Below are 17,691 nucleotides of genomic sequence, written 5' to 3'. Positions count from 1 at the left end.
GCTGGCACCCCCTCAGCCTGGGTAACGCAAGGCTTCGCGCAGCAGGGTGAAGGCCGGGGAGGACTGGCGTCGGCTCGGGTAGTAGAGGTGGTAGCCGGAGTAGGGTTCGCACCAGTCCTCCAGCACACGGATCAGGCGGCCCTGCTCGATATAGGGCCGTACCACGTCTTCCGGCATATAGGCCAGGCCCAGCCCCTGCAGGACTGACTCCAGGCGCATAGCAATGTTGTTGAACACCAGTTGGCCTTCGATCCGCACGTTGAGTGCCTGGCCGTTTTTTTCGAATTCCCACATAAACAGGCCGCCGTGGGTAGGCATGCGCAGGGTGATGCAGTTGTGCGCCATCAGATCGGCCGGGATCACCGGCTTGGGGTAGTGGCTGAAGTAAGCGGGGGAGCCGATCACCGCCATGCGCATATCGGGCCCGATGCGCATGGCAATCATGTCCTTGGCCACCTGTTCGCCCAGGCGCACGCCAGCATCGAAGCCCTCGGCGACGATATCGGTCAGGCCGTAGTCGACGATAATCTCGATGCTCAAGTCCGGGTGGTCGGGCAGCAGCCGCGCCAGCACCGGCTGCAGCACCGCAATCGCCGCATGTTCCCCTGCGGTGATGCGCAATTTGCCCGCTGGCCGGTCACGGAACTTGCTGAGCAGCGCCAGCTCGCTGTTGATCTCGTCGAAGCGTGGGGCGATCACCTGCAGCAGGTGCTCGCCCGCCTGGGTCGGGGCAACGCTGCGGGTAGTGCGCGCCAGCAGGCGCACCCCCAGGCGTTCCTCGAGCTGGCGCATGGCCCGGCTCAGGGCCGGTTGCGACATGCCCAGGCGGGCGGCGGCGCGGGTAAAGCTGCGCTCCTGGGCAACTACCGCGAAGATCGCCAGTTGGTCGTAGCTTTCAACCGTCATGGTGCCGTCCCTGTGCAGTGGCCCGTCAAACGATGGCGGGGTACTCGGCCAGGGTGTCCGGCCACGGGCTCAGCACCTCAAAGCCGTCGTGAGTCACGGCCACCATATGCTCCCACTGGGCCGACAGCGAGCCATCCCTGGTCACGACAGTCCAGTGGTCAGGCAGCGTCTTCACATGGCGCTTGCCAGCGTTAAGCATCGGTTCGATGGTGAAAATCATGCCGGTCTTGAGCTTCATACCCTGGCCTGGATAACCGTAGTGCAGCACCTGCGGTTCGTCGTGATAGACCTTGCCGATGCCGTGGCCGCAATACTCGCGTACCACACTGAAGCCTTCTTTCTCGGCCAGGGTCTGGATGGCGTGGCCGATATCGCCTAGGGTTGCGCCCGGGCGGACCATGCGGATCCCGGCACACATGGCTTCGTAGGTAGTTTTCACCAGATGCCGGGCTGCGGGGCTTGGCTCGCCGACAAAGTACATGCGGCTGGTATCGCCGAACCAGCCATCCTTGACCACGGCGATATCGATATTGACGATATCGCCGTCGCGCAGCACGCGGTTGGACGGGATGCCGTGACATACCACTTCATTGACCGAAGCACATACGGTTTTGGGGAAACCGTGATAGCCCACGTTGCCGGGGATGGCCTTTTGCACGTTGACGATGTAATCGTGGCAGATCCGGTCGAGCTGGTCGGTGGTGACCCCGGCCTTGACGTGCTCGGCGATCATGGCCAGCACTTCGGCGGCCAGCTTGCCCGCGACCTTGGACTGGGCGATTTGCGCCGGGGTGTTGATAACGACGCTGGCCTTCATGAATGTGCTCCGGTTGCGAGGGGGGTGTCTTGCAGTGCCACATTCAAGTCCAGGCCGCCAGCCTGCTCGGCCCGCACCAGCAGGCGGCAGATCTGGTTGTGATCAAGGTTGGGGTGCAGTTCGGACAGCATGCCAATGCGCATCCAGTGCTCGGCTTGTGCATTGATCGAGCGGCTCAGCGCGTTGCTGGCGACCCGCAGGTTTTCGTGCATCTGCTCGGATATCTTGACGATGCCCATCAGCGTTCCAATATGAAATGTATATGGAACGTATATTAGGCGAGAGCTGCTCGTGATCGCAAGCTGTAGCGGTTTTCAATCGTGTAGAAACTCTGTTTCCGGTCAAGGTCTCCCTGTGGGAGCGGGCTTGCTCGCGATGCATGCGGCGCGGTCTGTCAGGTAAACCGCGTCAATTTCATCGCGAGCAAGCCCGCTCCCACAAAGTACTGCGGTTATTGGAGAGTTAATCAGCGCCACAAGTTGACTTTGGCCAGGTCGATCAGCTCCCGGGCGCGGCCGTCCATCACGGTCTTGAGCATAAACAGGCTGAAGCCCTTGGCCTGTTCGAACGTCTTGGTCGGCGGCATGACCAGCTCCTGACGGGCGCTGACCACATCCACCAGCACCGGGCCGTCATGGGCGAAGGCTTCGCGCAGCGCCGCTTCCAGTTCGGATGGATGCTCCACGCGAATCCCTTTAACCCCCATGGCCTGGGCCATTGCCGCAAAGTCCGGATTTTTCAGGTCGCAACCCACATCCGGGAAGCCCGCTGCCTTCATTTCCATTTCGACAAAACCCAGGGTGCCGTTGTTGAGCACGATGACCTTGACCGGCAAGCCCACCTGGCTGAGGGTGAGGAAGTCACCCATCATCATGGTGAAACCACCGTCGCCGGACATTGAGATAACCTGGCGATCCGGGTATGTCGCCTGTGCGCCGATGGCCTGCAGCATGGCATTGGCCATCGAGCCGTGGTTGAACGAGCCGATCAGGCGCCGTTTGCCGTTCATTTTCAAATAGCGGGCTGCCCACGCAGTGGGGGTGCCAACGTCGCAGGTGAAAATCGCATCCTCTGCCGCCAGCTCACTGACCAGCCGGTTGAGGTACTGGGGGTGGATGATAGAGCTGCCAGGGCCACTTTCCGCCAGGGCGTCGAGGTCTTCCCGGGCTTTTTTGTAATCGTCCAGCGCCTGGTCGAGGTGGTCGCGGTCGGGGTTTTGCATCACCTTGGGCAATACTGCCTCAAGTGTCAGCTTCACATCACCGAGCAGCCCCAGTTGCAGCGGGCAGCGATTGCCCAGGGCTTCGGGGCGCAGGTCGATCTGTGCGATATAACTGTGCTCGGGATAGAACTGGCGATAAGGAAAGTTGGTGCCCAGCATCAGCAGGGTGTCGCAGTTCATCATCGCCTTGTAACCCGAGGCGAAGCCGATCAGGCCGGTCATGCCGACGTCATAGGGGTTGTCGTATTCGACATGTTCCTTGCCGCGCAGGGCATGCACGATGGGCGCGTTCAACCGCTCGGCCAGGGCCAGGATTTCGCTATGGGCACCGGCGCAGCCTGCGCCGCACAGCAGTGTGACTTTCTTGCCGTCATTGAGAAACGACGCCAGCCGGTCGATATCGGGCGGGGCGGGACAGACCAGCGGCTGGGCAGGCTTGAGCCATTGCGCCACCTTGGCCTCGGTCGCTTGCAGCGCCACATCCCCCGGAATCACTACCACCGCCACTCCGCGTTTGGCGATGGCCGTGCGCATGGCCCGATGCAGAATCTGCGGCAGTTGCTCAGGGCGGGACACCAGTTCAACGTAGTGGCTGCATTCCTTGAACAGGCTTTCGGGGTGGGTGGCCTGAAAATAGTCGATACCGATTTCGCTGCCGGGAATGTGAGCGGCCAGTGCCAGCACCGGTACTCCGCTGCGATGGGCGTCGAACAGGCCATTGATCAAGTGCAGGTTGCCGGGGCCACAGCTGCCGGCGCAAACCGCCAGCTCGCCGGTCAAATGGGCTTCGGCCCCGGCGGCGAATGCGGCGGACTCCTCGTTGCGCATATGGATCCACTCAATCTGCTCCTGGCGACGCAAGGCGTCGGTAAAGCCATTGAGGGAATCACCCACCACGCCAAATACACGCTTTACGCCGGTTTGCTGCAGGGTTTCGGTGATGAAATCGGCAACCGTTCTGGTCATGGTGCGGGCTCCTCGAAGCAGTAGGGTGGATCAAGCAGGATAGACACTGCATGCGACCTTGCCGGGGATTGAAACGTTCACAGAGCCCGCTTCCACAGAGGCTTGATTGTTTAGCGCCGATGTAACCAAAGGTATAAATCCCTGCATTTAAACAACCCACCCGGGCGTGTGAGGCTGGGTTCCCTTTTTGGCAACGGTTGCAGGTATGAGCAGCATTCAGTGCCCCTGGCAGGCCTTCTGGGCCCTGTTTCACTGCCGTCATGCCCGCCCGCCGGATCTTCATCGTGCCGTCAAATCCTGAATATGTGCGCCCCGGCGCCTGTCTGATACGAACCGATGAGTATTGCCATGAGTGCTGCAACCGCGTTTGCCCCGCTGCAACAAGCCCTGGATTTTCTGGAATTACATCCCCACATCGAGATGTTCGAACTGTTCATCATCGACAATAACGGCGTGCCTCGCGGAAAGTTGCTGCACCGCGACGAGTTGCTGGCGGTCTACGAGAGCGGTCGGCCGCTGCCGAGCACGATTCTGGGCTTGAGCATTAACGGCGATGATGTGGAAAACACCGGCCTGGTGTGGGATGTGGGCGATATCGACTGCCGTGCCTATCCCGTCAGCGGCAGTTTGCAGCCCATGCCGTGGCGCCTGATTCCCACGGCGGCAGTGCAGGTCAGCATGCATCCCCAACAGGGCATGCCCGCCACAGTGGCCGACCCCCGGCACTTGCTGGCCAAGGTTATCGATGGCCTCAAGGCCGATGGCTATTACCCGGTGATGGCGGCGGAGCTGGAGTTTTATCTGCTCGATCAGCAGCGCGACAGCAACGGTCGCCCGCAACCGGCCCGTGATGCTGATGGCCAGCGCCCGCGGGCGACCCAGGTTTACGGTTTGCGCGAGCTGGAACAGATCGAGCCGTTTCTGGCCGATTTGTACAGCGCTTGCAAGCTCCAGGGGATACCTGCACGCACGGCGATTTCCGAATATGCGCCGGGGCAGGTGGAAATTACCCTGGAACATCGCAGTGACGCGCTGCAGGCAATGGACGAAGCGGTGCGCTACAAGCGCCTGGTCAAAGGCGTGGCGCACAAGCACGGGATGGTTGCCTGCTTTATGGCCAAACCTTTCGATGATCTGGCCGGTACCGGCATGCACATGCATGTGAGCCTGGCCGACAAGGACGGCAACAACCTGTTTGCCAGCGAGGCAGCGGACGGTACGCCGTTGCTCAGGCAGGCGGTGGGCGGAATGCTCAGCACTTTGCTCGATTCACTGTTGATGTTTTGCCCCAATGCCAACTCCTACCGCCGATTCCAGAGCAACAGTTATGCGCCGCTGGCCGCTACCTGGGGCGTGGACAACCGTACGGTGAGCCTGCGGGTGCCCGGTGGTCCGGCGTTTTCACGGCATATCGAACACCGCATATGTGGTGCCGATGCCAATCCGTACCTGGCCGCGGCAGCTATTCTGGCCGGAATCCATCGTGGCATTCGCGAGCAACTCGACCCGGGTGCGCCGGTCGAAGGCAATGGCTATGCCCAGGCCAGCGAGCGGTTGCCGACCGACTGGCTGACCACCTTGCGGGCGTTGCAGGCTTCGGAGTGGGCAAAAGAAGCCTTCGGTCCGGAGTTTCTCAAGGTCTACCTGGCCGTGAAAAACGCGGAATACCGTCAATTCATGGGCGAAGTGGGCGAGCAGGACTGGCGCTGGTATTTGCAGCAGGCGTGACCCGCCTGTTTTCATGGTTTTGTGACAATTTTTTCACTGGTGTCCCGATAATCTCTGCGTTGATCATCATCAAACACAAGAGTTCGCGGGCCCATGTCATCGCAGCCACCTTCCACCCCTATAGAGCATGAGCTCGCCGAGCAGTTTGACCGCGAGCATGCGAAGGTTTGCCTGCAAGTACAGCCCCAAGGGCTTGCCCGCAGGTTCGTGTTGTGGCGCGAGCGGCGCCTGGTGCGCCGGGCGCTCAAGGTTGCGGGCGAGCCTGGACTGATCCTGGATCTGGCTTGCGGAGCCGGGCGTTTCTGGCCGATTTTGGCCGAGCATGGCAATCGGGTGATCCTGGCCTGCGACTCGTCGCAGGCCATGCTCGATCACGCACAAACCCACCATCCCGCCGGCCTGCTGGCGCGCATCAAACTGTTTCAAAGCTCGGTGTTTTCCATCGATATTTCGGAAAACGCCGTGGACTGCATTTTTTGCATGCAGTTGTTCCACCATGTGCGCGACAGCGATCATCGCCAGGCCATTTTGCGCGAGCTGCACAGGGTCAGTCGTGACGGCCTGATCCTTTCTGTGCCCCTTGGTCGTGCGGCGGAGCAGGGCTGTGACCCGCTCCGTATCGTGGTGAACAAGGACGAAATTGAAGGTCAATTTGAGCGGGCAGGCTTCAGTATCCTCAAACAGTACGAAGTGCTGCCCGGTTGTGGCATGGGCAGCATCTACATCTTGCGCAAGGACATTTAGTCCAGGGCCTTGAGCACCTCGTATGCCAACTTGACCCGTGCGTCGTTGGGGTAGTTCTTGTTGGCCAGAATGACGATCGATTTTTGCTTGGCAGGCACAAACACCGCGTAGGCACCAAAGCCGCCGGTTGAGCCGGTCTTGTTGACCCATACCGCCTGTTGTGGGGCCAGAGGCGGATTCAGGGCGATGGCGTCATTGTTTTCATAGGCCATGTTGTTCGAGTTGCCTTCCAACAGCGATTTGAGCTCGACAGGGTAAGGGTACTGTTCCCAGATCAGATCCTGCGTCATGGGGCCCACGCGGAAATAACCGATGTGCGTGTCAGCCAGAGCCTTGCGAATCTGCGGGCTGGTTTCGCCCTGGCCCAGGTTGAGCTCGGTAAAGTGGATCAGGTCGCGGGCGCTGGTTTTCACGCCATAGGCTTCATTGCCGAGCACGCCGGAGTTAAGCCTGACCGGTGCATCCTGCTTGTCGTAGCCCTGGGCATACAACGTCATTTTGCTGGCGGGCACGGTGTAGTAGGTGTTGTGCAGCCCCAGTGCCGGGAACAGTTGTTGCTCCATTGCCTGGGTGAACGGCAGGTTCAGGCTTTTGGCGGCAATCACGCCGAGCATGCCGATGCTTGGATTGGCGTAGCTGCGCTGGGTGCCCATCGGGTAGGCGGGTTTCCAGCGTTTGAGGTAATCCATCAACTGGCGCTCGTCCTGCACGCTGTCCGGCAGCTGCAAAGGGAAGCCGCCTGCAGTATGGGTGGCCAGATGGGCCAGGGTTACCTTGCCAAAGGGTGTGCCTTCAAGTTCCGGCTCGTATTTGCCGACGGTATCGGACAGCGAAAGCTTGCCCTGGGCCTGAGCGTAAGTGGCCAGGGTGGCGGTAAACAGTTTGCTGACCGAGCCAACCTCGAACAGTGTGTCGGGGGTCACTGGCTCTTTACTGGCCTTGGACGCGACACCGAAGCTGTAAAAGTGTTGCTTGCCGTTAGCGCTCACGGCGATGACCAGGCCGGGCACGGCGTATTCTTGCATTACGTGCCTGGCGCCGTTTTGCACCACTGCATCCAGGTCAGAACCCTTTGCCAGTGCACTACTGGCAAAAGAGCAAAGGCCTATCAGCGAAAGTGCCAGTGCTGACAGTTTGCAGGTCATTTTCATGGGGTATCCTCGGTTTTTAGTGCGCAAATCTACTCGTGCCCGCTCACAGTGGCCCGACTGGCTTGTCACATAATGTGTTGTAACAAATCTTCAATGGCGTTGAGCAAGGCAATTTATAGAGGAAATCACTCTAGGGATGCGGGTTTTATATGGAAGTTTCGTAGGTTTTTTCGCGCACAACATGACGAGGCAATGTCCGGTAATCCCTGGCGGCGATATATACTGCGCGCCATTCTTCAAGGGAGAGCCGTGTGGCCATCGATATTCACTGGATTCGCGACAACGATAGCCTCGGCCAGCATTGCGCCGAATGGCAACAATTGCCGTTCGTAGCCCTCGACACCGAATTTATGCGGGTCGACACCTTTTACCCGATTGCCGGCCTGATCCAGATTGGCGACGGCACGCGGGCGTACCTGATCGACCCGTTGACCATCGACAACTGGCAGCCCCTGGCCGACCTGCTGGAAAACCAGGCGGTGGTCAAAGTGCTGCATGCCTGCAGTGAAGACCTTGAGGTTTTACTGCGCCTGACCGGCAGCCTGCCGGTGCCACTGTTCGACACCCAACTGGCAGCCGCCTATCTGAACCTGGGCTTCTCCATGGGCTATTCGCGCCTGGTCAAGGAAGTCCTGGATATCGATCTGCCCAAGGGCGAGACCCGCTCCGACTGGTTGCAGCGTCCGTTGTCGGAAACCCAGATCAGCTACGCCGCCGAAGATGCCGTGCACCTGGCTGAAGTCTACAAGTTGCTGCATCCGCGCCTGTCGGCGGAAAAGTACCGCTGGGTGCTGGAAGATGGCGCCGAACTGGTCGCCAACCTGCGCCGCGAAACAGATCCTTACGAGGTGTACCGCGAAGCCAAGCTGGCGTGGAAGCTGTCACGGGCCCAACTGGCGGTATTGCGTGAAATCTGCGCCTGGCGCGAGCACGAAGCCCGTGCCCGGGACCTGCCGCGCAACCGCGTGATACGCGAGCATGCATTGTGGCCTCTGGCCAAAACCCAGCCTGATAACCTGGTGGCACTGGCGCGCATTGAAGACATGCACCCGCGCACCGTGCGTCAGGACGGTGAGTTTTTGCTTGATCTGATCAAGCGTGCTGGCAGTCTGCCGCCGGAACAATGGCCGCCCGCCGTGCCCGAGCCGTTGCCGGTTGAAGCCGCGTTGCTGATCAAGCGTCTGCGTGCCATCGGCCAGGCTGAAGCTGAGCGCCTGAACATTGCGCCGGAACTGATGCTGCGTAAGAAAACCCTGGAAGCCCTGCTTAAAAGCGGCTTCCCCAATGGCCCTTATCAATTGCCGGAATCACTGCGCGGCTGGCGCCGTGAGTTGATGGGCCAGGCCTTGCTCGATTGCCTGGCCACCGCTGGAGAACTGTCTTGAAACGTATTTGCTCGATCTACCGCAGCACCAAACGCAACGAAATGTACCTGTATGTACTCAAGGCCGATGCCCTGGAGCGCGTGCCGGAACCGCTGATGCTGGCTTTTGGCAAGCCGATCCACGCCTTTGATCTGGTGCTGACGCCCGAGCGCAAGCTGTCGCGCGAAGACATCACCAAGGTTCTGGAAAACCTCGAGAGCCAGGGCTATCACCTGCAAATGCCGCCGGCCGAAGACGAATACATCGAGCACTTGCCTGAAGAGCTGTTGCGTCGCAACGACCCGATGTAAGTGCGGCGCCAGGTGCCCGGTTCCGGGCGCCTGTCTGAAACGGACTCATTTTGATTGGCGCTGGCCGAACGCGACGGGGCAAACCTCGGCGACGGGCGCTGGCAGTGTTTTGGAAAGGTTAGAAACATGCGCGTCCTGATTGCCGAGCACGATTACCCGCTGTACACCCAACTGCTGCAGCGCCTCGCCCCGGATCTGCAACTGCAGTCCAGCGGCGATTCCGAGGAACTGTCGCGCATGGCCGGTGAATGCCCGGTGTGGCTGGGCCAGCCGGACCTGCTGGCGACCCTGCTGCGCCAGGGCCACAAGCCTGCGTGGTTGCAGTCGACCTGGGCGGGCATCACGCCGTTGTTGGCCGAAGGCCTCAAGCGTGACTATCGACTGACCCGCGCCGTGGGTATTTTTGGTCAGGTGATGGCTGAATACGTGCTGACCTACATGCTCGGCCACGAGCGTGAAGTCATGGCCCGGCTGGTCAGCCAGGTCGAGCGAAAGTGGGATAACCGCATGGGCCAGAGCCTGGTCGGGCGTAAGGTGCTGATCGTCGGGGCCGGGGATATTGGCCAGACCGTGGCGCAGTTTCTGCTGCCTTTTGGCGTTGAGTTGCATGCCATCGCCACAACCGCCCGCGAGCTGGCACCGTTCAAGGAAGTGGGTGTGCTGAGCGACTTGCCGCGCCTGGTGGGGCAGGTGGATTACGTGATCAACCTGTTGCCCAACACCCCGGACACCCATGATGTGTACGATGCCGAGCTGTTTGCGCAGTTCAATCCCAATGCCGTATTCATCAATGCCGGGCGCGGTGTGTCCGTGGTTGATGCCGATCTGGTCGAGGCTTTGCGCGTGGGGCATCTGGCGGGCGCGGTGATTGACGTCTGTCGTCAGGAGCCGCTGCCGGCCAAGCATCCGTTCTGGACGGCCTGGGGCTTGCTGTTGACCGGGCACAGCTCGGCGCCGACCTCGCCACCGATGATGGCCCAGCTGTTTGTCGACAATTTGCGTGCGTATCAGGCGGGTGAGGCATTGCGTGGCGAAGTGGATTTCGACCGCGGTTACTGATCCTGTAGATACTCTGTTGCCGGTCAAACCACTCCTGTGGGAGCGAGCCTGCTCGCGAAGGCCATTCGCGAGCAGGCTCGCTCCCACAGATGAAGTATTCCTGTAGCCGGGTTACAGGCTGAAATCGCCTTCAGCCACCAGCTTGCTCAGCGGTTCGCGCTGGCTTGGCACTTCCTTGGCTTGCAGGTAATCCACCAGGCTCGACTTGTCACCGATCTTGCCGATCGCAACCATTGCCTGAACTTGGTAGCCCTCAGGGATTTTCAGCTCCTGGCGCGCCCGTTCAAAATCCAGCCCGCTCATGCCGTGGGTATGCCAGCCGCTCAGGTGGGCCTGCAGGGCCAGGTGGCCCCAGGCGGCGCCAGTGTCGAAGGCGTGGGTCGGTGCGGGTTTTTCTTCGGTGGTGCCCGGTGCCGCGAAGGTGGTCTTGGACACAATCACCACCAGTGCTGCTGCATGCTTGGCCCAACCCTGGTTGAACTCCACCAGCAGGCTCAGGTAACGGTCGAACTCCGGGGTGCGGCGCAGGGCGAACAGAAAGCGCCAGGGTTGTGCGTTGTAGGCCGACGGTGCCCAGCGTGCCGCCTCAAAAAAGCTCAGCAGGGTGGCTTTGTCGATGGTCGCATCGGTAAAGGCGCGGGGCGACCAGCGCTGGGTAAATTGCTCGTGAATGCTGTGATCGGCTTTACGGCTGCTAGCAGGCATGGCGGTTTCCTGAGGTAAATGTAACGGCTCAATTCAGGGGCTAAAACTACTGGGATGCCGTCAAGCTGACAAGTCTGACGACAAGCCCTTGGCCCGCGGGGTCTTGGGCACTAGACTGGCGGCCTTTTCCACTCCCTGATGTTGATGTTTGAACCATGGCCGCAATCGTTGAACCGTTCTGGATCCGCAAAACCCTCGATCAACTTGATCAGGAGGAATGGGAGTCGCTGTGCGACGGCTGCGGATTGTGCTGCTTGCAAAAGCTCGAAGATGAAGACGACAACAGCGTCTACTACACGCGCATCGCCTGCAAACTGCTCGATCTGAAAACCTGCCAGTGCACCGACTACCCTAATCGTCGTGATTCAGTCCCTGACTGCATTCAGCTGTCGCCGGGCAAGGCCGAAGAGTTCAAGTGGCTGCCGCCGACTTGCGGCTACCGGCTGGTGAGCGAGCGCAAGGACTTGCCGCTGTGGCATCACCTGGTGTGTGGCGACCCGGACGCTGTCCACCATGAGCGCATTTCACAGTCCGGGCGCATGCTGGCCGAAGGCAGCGTGCCTGAAGATGACTGGGAAGATCATTTGATTTTCCGCGCCGGTTAAGTGCCGGAGCGGTTTGCAAGGAGTGTGTATGCCGCTGCGTTATCGATTGCCCCTGGGTTTGCTGCTGTTGCTAGCGGCGGGCCCGCTGTGGGCTGGGCAAAAAGTGGCGCTCGATTACCACGTACAGTTGTTGCCCAAAAGCGATCAGGCCGAGGTGCGGATCACCCTGGCCGAGGGTTCTGCTGTGCGCAGCCTGGATTTCGACCTGGGCGCGCCGGGCAGTTACAGCAACTTCAAGGCCGACGGGCAATGGCAACTGAGCCCCGACCCGGTCCATAGCCGGGGCCTGTGGCATCCGCCAGCGGGCAGTGCCAGCCTGAGTTACCGCGTCCGCCTGAACCAGCCGCGCAAGAACGGCACGTACGACACCCGGATCACGCCTGACTGGGCGTTGTTTCGCGGTGAACAACTGATCCCGCCTGCCAGCCTCGATCAGCAGGATGGGGTCGAGCTGGTGTCGCGGCTTGAATTCGAACTGCCTAAAGGCTGGAAAAGCGTTGAAACCGCCTGGCCGCGTATCGGTAAAAACCGCTTTCGTATCGATGATGTGTCGCGTCTGTTTGATCGCCCCACCGGCTGGATGCTCGCGGGTAACCTGGGCAGCCGCCGCACCACCCTGGGCGAAACCGAGGTCACGGTGAGCGCACCCAAGGGGCAGGGCATGCACCGCATGGATGTGCTGACCCTGTTGACCTTTGTGTGGCCGCAGGTGCAGGCGGTGTTTCCGCGCAACCCGCCCAAGCTGCTGATCGTCGGCGCGGGCAGCCCGATGTGGAAAGGCAGTGCAGCGGGGCGCAACTCGATCTACCTTTATAGCGGTTTGCCGCTGGTCAGCGAGAGCGGTTCAAGTCCGTTGTTGCGCGAAGTGGTGCAGTTGTTCAGCGGCATCAACGATGAGCCGGGGCATGACTGGATCGGCGAGGGCCTTGGCGAGTACTACGCCATCGAACTGCTGCGCCGCGCCGGCGGCATGAGTGATGAGCGTTACCAGACCCTGCAGCACAAGCTCAACGCTGCCGGTAAAAACGTGACCCGCCTGCGCGGTGAACAGGCAAACGCGGCCATGGTTGCGCGGGCAGTCACGCTGCTGCAGGCACTGGACCGTGAAATCCGTTTGCAGACCCACAGCAAGCGCTCGCTGGATGATGTCAGCCAGGCGCTGATGCGTATGGACAAGGTCAATACCGCGAGCTTTATCCAGCTGAGCGAAAGCGTGCTGGGCGGCGCCTCCGAGGTACTGGACAGCCCGCTGTTGCGCTGATCCTAACCCACGTGTAGCAGCTGCCGAGGGGCGAAGGCTGCGTCCGGCGGCGTAGCCGTCGTCAATTTGGCCAATGCGGTTTGTCAGTTACACCGCATCTAGATGATTTACGACCGCTTCGCGCTCGAACGCAGCCGCGTTCCTTCGCCAGCTGCTACGGCAGGCATCGCTGCTTTTTTACACCTTCTTTACGCCCCCGCATCCCTCTCGATCTCGATCCTTTACGCCCTGATTCCCCACACTCTCTTCCTACGCGGCAGGTGCCGCCTGGGGAGAGTTGTCATGGGCATTCTGGATGGGGTGTCGCTGCTGCTGGCAGTGGCGCTGTTCGTTTATCTGCTGGTTGCGCTGTTGCGCGCAGACCGGAACTAGGAGCGGGTATGCACAGTTATGACTATGGGCTGATGCTTGCCTTTTTTGCCCTGGTGCTGTTGCCCGCACCCTGGCTGGGGCGTTTTTACTACAAGGTGATGGAGGGACGGCGGACCTGGCTGAGCCCGGTATTGGGGCCCGTCGAAAAGGTCTGCTACCGCATCGCCGGGGTTGACCCGGGCAGTGAGCAAAGCTGGCAGAAGTACACCCTGGCCCTGCTGGTTTTCAACCTGACAGGCTTTGTGTTGTTGTTCGCCATTTTGCTGTTTCAGTCGTACTTGCCACTCAACCCCCAGCAGTTGCCGGGGCAGGAGTGGACGCAAGCGTTCAATACCGCGGTGAGTTTTGTCACCAACACCAACTGGCAGAGCTACAGCGGTGAAGCCAGCCTGAGCTATTTCAGCCAGATGGCCGGGCTGACCGTGCAGAATTTTGTCAGCGCCGCCACCGGCCTGGCCGTGCTGGTCGCCTTGTGCCGTGGTATCAGCCGCCGCTCGGCGCACACGCTGGGCAACTTCTGGGTCGACATGACCCGGGCCACGCTCTATGGCCTGCTGCCGTTGTGCCTGGTGCTGGCGTTGCTGCTGGTGTGGCAGGGCGTGCCGCAAACCTTTGCCCATTACGTCAATGCCGTAACCCTGCAAGGTGCCGATCAAGTAATCCCGCTGGGTCCGGCTGCCAGCCAGATTGCGATCAAACAACTGGGCACCAACGGCGGCGGCTTTTTCGGCGTGAACTCGGCGCATCCGTTCGAAAACCCGAGCGCCTGGAGCAACTTGTTCGAAATGGCCTCGATTATTCTGATCCCGGTGGCGTTGGTGTTCACCTTCGGCCATTACGTCAAGGACCTGCGTCAGAGCCGCGCAATCATCGCCTGCATGCTGGCCTTGTTCCTGATCGGCGGCGGCACCGCGCTGTATGCCGAGTACCAGCCGAACCCGGCGCTCAACAGCCCGCTGGTCGAGCAGAGCGCACCGCTGGAAGGCAAGGAAGTCCGCTTCGGCACCACCGGCAGTGTGCTGTGGACCGAAACCACGACCTCGGCCTCCAACGGCTCGGTCAACGCCATGCACGACAGCCTCAACCCGCTGACCGGGATGGTGGCGCTGCTCAACATGATGGTCGGCGAAGTGATCTTCGGTGGCGTCGGTGCCGGGCTCTACGGGATGTTGCTCAACGTGTTGATCGCGGTGTTCCTCGCCGGCCTGATGATCGGCCGCACCCCTGAATACCTCGGTAAAAAACTCCAGGCCAGGGAAGTCCAGCTGCTGGTGGTGACCTTGCTGGTGATGCCGGTGGGGGTGCTGGTGCTGGGCGCGATTGCCGCCGTACTGCCCAGTGCTGTGGCCTCGGTCAGCAACCCCGGGCCCCATGGTTTCAGCCAGATCCTGTATGCCTTCACCTCGGCCAGTGCCAACAACGGCTCAGCTTTTGCCGGGCTTAACGCCAACACGCCGTTCTACAACCTGATGCTGGGCCTGGGCATGTTGATCGGACGCTTCGGTTACATCCTGCCGGTGCTGGCATTGGCCGGCAGCCTCGCGATCAAGAAAAGCGCGCCGATTGGCCAGGACAGTTTTCCGACCCACGGTCCGCTGTTTGTCGCGCTGCTGACCGTGACCATCTTGCTGGTGGGCGGCCTGACCTTCCTGCCGACCTTGGCCCTTGGCCCCATCGCTGAACAACTGACCCAGGGCTTCTGAGGAGACGAAGATGACTATGCCTGCTCCTGTTTCAAAGTTGACGCCAACGCCTGAAGCCAGGGCCCCCGAGTCGCCGAAGACTTCGTTCGCCGATATCTGGCGTCCGGCGCTGTTGCAAGCATTCGTCAAACTCGACCCGCGCCAGCTGAAACGCTCGCCGGTGATGCTGGTGGTCGAGCTGACCGCGATTTTTACCACGGTGCTGTGTTTTATCCCCGAGCCTGCAGTGCCCACCGGGGTGGCGGTGCAAATCGCTCTGTGGCTGTGGTTTACCGTGCTGTTCGCCAACTTTGCCGAAGCCCTGGCCGAGGGGCGCGGCAAGGCTCGGGCCGATAGTCTCAAAGCTGGCAGTGTGGGCTTGAGTGCGCGTCGACGCACTGCCACGGGCGGCTTTGAAATCGTCCCGGCCACCCGCCTGCGCAAAGGTGATGTGGTGCGCGTCGAAGCGGGGGAGATGATTCCCGGCGACGGCGAGGTGATTGAAGGGATTGCCGCGGTCAACGAAGCGGCGATTACTGGCGAATCGGCGCCGGTGATCCGTGAGTCGGGCGGTGATCGCTCGGCGGTGACCGGCAATACGCGGCTGGTCAGTGACTGGTTGCTGGTGCAAATCAGCGCCAACCCCGGCGAGTCCACTCTGGACCGTATGATCGCACTGGTCGAAGGGGCAAAGCGGCAGAAAACCCCTAACGAGATTGCCCTGGATAATCTGCTGATCGGCCTGACCCTGATCTTTCTGATCGTGGTCGTGACCTTGCAGCCGTTCGCTTACTTTGCCGGTGGCAGCTTGCCCCTGGTGTTTCTGGTGGCCCTGCTGGTGACGCTGATTCCGACCACCATCGGCGGCTTGTTGTCGGCCATCGGTATTGCCGGCATGGACCGTCTGGTGCGCCTCAACGTGATTGCCAAGTCGGGGCGGGCGGTTGAAGCCGCGGGCGATGTGCATGTGCTGATGCTCGACAAGACCGGCACCATTACCTTTGGCAACCGCCGCTGCACGGCGCTGTATGCCTGCCCCGGCGTGACCGCCAAAGAGCTGGCAGAGGGCGCGTTGCGCGCTTCGCTGGCGGACGAGACGGCGGAGGGCAAGTCCATTGTCGAGTTTGTTCGGGGCCAGCACAGCTTGCCCGAGTTACCCGTGTCGGACTTCACGGCCGTACCCTTTACCGCTGAAACCCGCCTGTCGGGTATCGACCACAACGGTCGGGTGTACCGCAAAGGGGCCGTGGATTCAGTGCTGGCGTTTGTCGGCCTCAAACGCGGCGAGCTGTTGCCGGCCCTGTCCCGGGAAATCGACAAGATCGCCCAGAGCGGCGGTACCCCTTTGCTGGTCTGTGCCCAGGGCAAGCTGCTGGGCGCCATCCACCTCAAGGACGTGGTCAAGCCGGGTATTCGCGAGCGTTTTGCCGAGTTGCGCAAGTTGGGCATCCGCACCGTGATGGTGACGGGCGACAACCCGCTGACCGCCGCGGCCATTGCCGCTGAAGCCGGGGTGGATGACGTGCTGGCCGAGGCCACACCGGAGAAAAAACTGGCGCGCATTCGCCATGAGCAAAATGACGGCCGCCTTGTGGCGATGTGCGGTGATGGTGCCAATGACGCTCCGGCCCTGGCCCAGGCCGATGTGGGCATGGCGATGAACGACGGCACCCAGGCGGCCCGTGAAGCCGCGAACATGGTGGATCTGGACAGCGACCCCACCAAGCTGCTGGATGTAGTGCAGATCGGCAAGGAGTTACTGGTGACCCGTGGCGCATTGACCACGTTCTCGATCGCCAACGACGTGGCCAAGTACTTCGCGATTCTGCCGGCGCTGTTTGCTTCGATCTACCCGCAACTGGGCGTGCTCAACGTGATGGGCCTGCAGAGCCCGCAAAGCGCGATTGTGTCAGCCATCGTATTCAACGCGCTGATCATCGTGGTGCTGATCCCGCTGGCATTGCGCGGTGTGCGGGTGCAGGCGGCCAGTGCGGCGCACCTGTTACGCCGCAACCTGCTGATCTATGGCGTGGGCGGGCTGGTGGTGCCGTTTGTGGGCATCAAGCTGATCGACATGCTGCTCACCGCGTTGCATCTGGTTTAAGCATTGGAGGGTTACACCATGAGCACTTTTTTACGTCCGGCCCTGAGCCTGATGCTGTTGATGACCGCCATTACCGGCGTGATCTACCCGCTGACCGTCACCGGCATTGCCCAGCTGGCGTTCCCCGAACAGGCCAATGGCAGCCTGGTCCGTGACAGTGCCGGCAAGGTGCTGGGGTCGGCATTGATTGCGCAGGATTTCAGCGGTGACAGCTGGTTTCACCCACGGCCATCGGCGGGAGCGTTTGCCACCGTGGCCAGTTCGGCCAGCAACCTGGCACCGAGCAATCCGGCGCTGGCGACACGGGTCAAGGACAGTGCCGCCCAGCTTGCCGTGCCGGGCCAGGGGCCGGTGCCCCTGGCGCTGCTGACCACCTCGGGCAGCGGGCTGGACCCGCACTTGCCACCAGAGGCAATACGCTATCAACTAGCCCGTGTCGCTGCTGCTCGCAGCTTGCCGGTACAGGCTGTTGAACAGCTGGTGGCGGAGCATATCGAGCGGCCGCTGGTGGGGCCGCCGGTGGTTAACGTGCTGCTGTTGAACAGGGCATTGGCGCAGTTGAAGAGCCCCTCTCCCGGAGGGAGAGGGGACTGACCGCACGCGGCTTCAAGAAAACCGCATATCAGCTCCCTCTCCCTCCGGGAGAGGGCTGGGGTGAGGGTAAAGCTTTCAGTCACACAATTTATCAGGAACC

The 17,691-nt window shown here is 61.2% G+C and carries 17 protein-coding genes; 11 read left to right on the top strand and 6 right to left on the bottom strand.

Going from position 1 to position 17,691, the window contains the following annotated elements:
- Positions 1 to 12: 12 nt before the first annotated feature.
- The 4 genes from PPTH39_RS06360 to poxB all read right to left on the bottom strand — a co-directional run bounded on the left by PPTH39_RS06360 (position 13) and on the right by poxB (position 3,911).
- Positions 13 to 906, bottom strand: coding sequence for a LysR family transcriptional regulator (locus tag PPTH39_RS06360; RefSeq protein ID WP_095019351.1), 894 nt, complete (start codon positions 904 to 906; stop codon positions 13 to 15).
- Between the two features lie 25 nt (positions 907 to 931).
- Positions 932 to 1,723, bottom strand: a complete 792-nt coding sequence (map, locus tag PPTH39_RS06355) for a type I methionyl aminopeptidase (protein WP_095026092.1) — start codon at positions 1,721 to 1,723, stop codon at positions 932 to 934.
- Complete coding sequence (locus tag PPTH39_RS06350; RefSeq protein WP_016780087.1) at positions 1,720 to 1,962, bottom strand: ParD-like family protein; 243 nt, start codon at positions 1,960 to 1,962, stop codon at positions 1,720 to 1,722. The genes map and PPTH39_RS06350 overlap by 4 nt, the downstream gene beginning before the upstream one ends.
- A 227-nt stretch (positions 1,963 to 2,189) precedes the next feature.
- Positions 2,190 to 3,911 (bottom strand): ubiquinone-dependent pyruvate dehydrogenase, encoded by a 1,722-nt coding sequence (gene poxB, locus PPTH39_RS06345; protein WP_130871772.1) that lies wholly within the window; start codon positions 3,909 to 3,911, stop codon positions 2,190 to 2,192.
- A gap of 348 nt (positions 3,912 to 4,259) precedes the next feature.
- On the opposite strand from poxB, the gene PPTH39_RS06340 reads away from it, so the two are divergent.
- Together PPTH39_RS06340 and PPTH39_RS06335 are read left to right on the top strand one after the other, a co-directional pair.
- Positions 4,260 to 5,639 (top strand): glutamine synthetase family protein, encoded by a 1,380-nt coding sequence (locus PPTH39_RS06340; RefSeq protein ID WP_095002178.1) that lies wholly within the window; start codon positions 4,260 to 4,262, stop codon positions 5,637 to 5,639.
- A gap of 93 nt (positions 5,640 to 5,732) precedes the next feature.
- Entirely contained in the window at positions 5,733 to 6,383 is a 651-nt protein-coding gene (locus tag PPTH39_RS06335) for a class I SAM-dependent methyltransferase (protein WP_095019348.1), read from the top strand.
- On the opposite strand, the gene ampC is transcribed toward PPTH39_RS06335, so the two are convergent.
- Positions 6,380 to 7,534 carry a class C beta-lactamase gene (gene ampC, locus PPTH39_RS06330; protein ID WP_095031712.1) on the bottom strand — a complete coding sequence of 385 codons (1,155 nt, stop codon included), beginning with the start codon at positions 7,532 to 7,534 and terminating at the stop codon, positions 6,380 to 6,382. The genes PPTH39_RS06335 and ampC overlap by 4 nt on opposite strands.
- A 251-nt stretch (positions 7,535 to 7,785) precedes the next feature.
- Here ampC and rnd point away from each other — a divergent pair, with 251 nt between their 5' ends.
- The 3 genes from rnd to PPTH39_RS06315 all read left to right on the top strand — a co-directional run bounded on the left by rnd (position 7,786) and on the right by PPTH39_RS06315 (position 10,268).
- Complete coding sequence (gene rnd / locus PPTH39_RS06325; RefSeq protein ID WP_095002175.1) at positions 7,786 to 8,919, top strand: ribonuclease D; 1,134 nt, start codon at positions 7,786 to 7,788, stop codon at positions 8,917 to 8,919.
- Positions 8,916 to 9,209 (top strand): YcgL domain-containing protein, encoded by a 294-nt coding sequence (locus PPTH39_RS06320; RefSeq protein ID WP_095002174.1) that lies wholly within the window; start codon positions 8,916 to 8,918, stop codon positions 9,207 to 9,209. The genes rnd and PPTH39_RS06320 overlap by 4 nt, the downstream gene beginning before the upstream one ends.
- 126 nt (positions 9,210 to 9,335) lie before the next feature.
- Positions 9,336 to 10,268, top strand: coding sequence for a D-2-hydroxyacid dehydrogenase (locus tag PPTH39_RS06315; protein ID WP_095002173.1), 933 nt, complete (start codon positions 9,336 to 9,338; stop codon positions 10,266 to 10,268).
- Positions 10,269 to 10,379: 111 nt separating this feature from the next.
- Here PPTH39_RS06315 and PPTH39_RS06310 read toward each other — a convergent pair whose 3' ends face one another.
- The gene (locus PPTH39_RS06310) at positions 10,380 to 10,973 is read right to left on the bottom strand and encodes a nitroreductase family protein (protein WP_130871771.1); all 594 of its coding nucleotides are present in this window, start codon (positions 10,971 to 10,973) and stop codon (positions 10,380 to 10,382) included.
- 155 nt (positions 10,974 to 11,128) lie between these two features.
- On the opposite strand from PPTH39_RS06310, the gene PPTH39_RS06305 reads away from it, so the two are divergent.
- The 6 genes from PPTH39_RS06305 (at position 11,129) to kdpC (ending at position 17,591) form a co-directional block, all read left to right on the top strand.
- Positions 11,129 to 11,578, top strand: coding sequence for a YcgN family cysteine cluster protein (locus PPTH39_RS06305; RefSeq protein WP_016780096.1), 450 nt, complete (start codon positions 11,129 to 11,131; stop codon positions 11,576 to 11,578).
- 28 nt (positions 11,579 to 11,606) lie between these two features.
- Positions 11,607 to 12,839, top strand: coding sequence for a hypothetical protein (locus PPTH39_RS06300; RefSeq protein WP_130871770.1), 1,233 nt, complete (start codon positions 11,607 to 11,609; stop codon positions 12,837 to 12,839).
- 282 nt (positions 12,840 to 13,121) lie between these two features.
- Positions 13,122 to 13,211, top strand: a complete 90-nt coding sequence (gene kdpF, locus PPTH39_RS06295) for a K(+)-transporting ATPase subunit F (protein WP_016780098.1) — start codon at positions 13,122 to 13,124, stop codon at positions 13,209 to 13,211.
- Positions 13,212 to 13,219: 8 nt separating this feature from the next.
- Complete coding sequence (gene kdpA / locus PPTH39_RS06290; RefSeq protein WP_095002171.1) at positions 13,220 to 14,914, top strand: potassium-transporting ATPase subunit KdpA; 1,695 nt, start codon at positions 13,220 to 13,222, stop codon at positions 14,912 to 14,914.
- Between the two features lie 10 nt (positions 14,915 to 14,924).
- On the top strand, positions 14,925 to 16,997 hold the full coding sequence (gene kdpB, locus PPTH39_RS06285) for a potassium-transporting ATPase subunit KdpB (RefSeq protein WP_130871769.1): 2,073 nt from the start codon (positions 14,925 to 14,927) through the stop codon (positions 16,995 to 16,997).
- A gap of 18 nt (positions 16,998 to 17,015) precedes the next feature.
- A complete protein-coding gene (gene kdpC / locus PPTH39_RS06280; RefSeq protein WP_095019342.1) occupies positions 17,016 to 17,591 on the top strand; it encodes a potassium-transporting ATPase subunit KdpC in 576 nt (191 codons plus the stop codon).
- The last annotated feature ends 100 nt before the right edge of the window (positions 17,592 to 17,691 follow it).

The organism is Pseudomonas bubulae, from assembly GCF_900618535.1.
Classification (GTDB): domain Bacteria; phylum Pseudomonadota; class Gammaproteobacteria; order Pseudomonadales; family Pseudomonadaceae; genus Aquipseudomonas; species Aquipseudomonas bubulae.
The sequence above is the reverse complement of the archived record's forward strand: the minus strand, read 5'-3'. Positions and strand labels throughout refer to the sequence as shown.